At 49.7% G+C, this 541-nt stretch carries 2 protein-coding genes; both read left to right on the top strand.

The features are described 5' to 3' along the window. Positions 1-117 precede the first annotated feature (117 nt). Complete coding sequence (locus P5674_RS25740; protein WP_315643411.1) at positions 118-291, top strand: reverse transcriptase N-terminal domain-containing protein; 174 nt, start codon at positions 118-120, stop codon at positions 289-291. A 21-nt stretch (positions 292-312) separates the two neighbouring features. After that, a partial coding sequence (locus tag P5674_RS25735; protein ID WP_315643410.1) for an HNH endonuclease occupies positions 313-541 on the top strand: 229 nt, incomplete at its 3' end.

Below are 541 nucleotides of genomic sequence, written 5' to 3'. Positions count from 1 at the left end.
TGCACGGTTTGGAATTGGAGTTGGGGAAGGTGACTTCTCTTTCGACCATAACCAGTCAAATTAGGATCCGTATGAGGTGAAAGTCTCATGTACGGTTCTGAATGGGAGGGATAGACCGTGAGGTCTATCTCGACCCCTAATATCCCTTGGGCGAAAGTCCAGAGGAAAGTTTTCAAGCTCCAAAAGAGGATATTCCAAGCAGCTAAATCGGGACAGGACGCGAAGGCAAGAAGGTGGCAACGTCTATTGGTGAAGTCATATTATGCCCGACTCTTAGCAGTGCGGCTGTAGGGGCGGGTTCCACGGTCAGCCATGCTTCCCAACAGTCAGCTTAATAAACCCGCCCCCCAAGCGGGTCAAGGCAAGAAAACGGCTGGAGTTGATGGAATGAGAGCAATCTCTCCAAGACAAAGGTTTGAACTTGTGGAGAGCATTAAGGGAAACCTCAAAGCAAAACCACTGCGACGGGTGTGGATTCCAAAACCCGGCAGGGATGAAAAAAGCTGGAATAGGAATACCCACAATCCAAGACAGAGCAAGG

The sequence above is a fragment of the Limnospira sp. PMC 289.06 genome (assembly GCF_032350395.1).
Classification (GTDB): Bacteria; Cyanobacteriota; Cyanobacteriia; order Cyanobacteriales; family Microcoleaceae; genus Limnospira; species Limnospira platensis.
The sequence above is the reverse complement of the archived record's forward strand: the minus strand, read 5'-3'. Positions and strand labels throughout refer to the sequence as shown.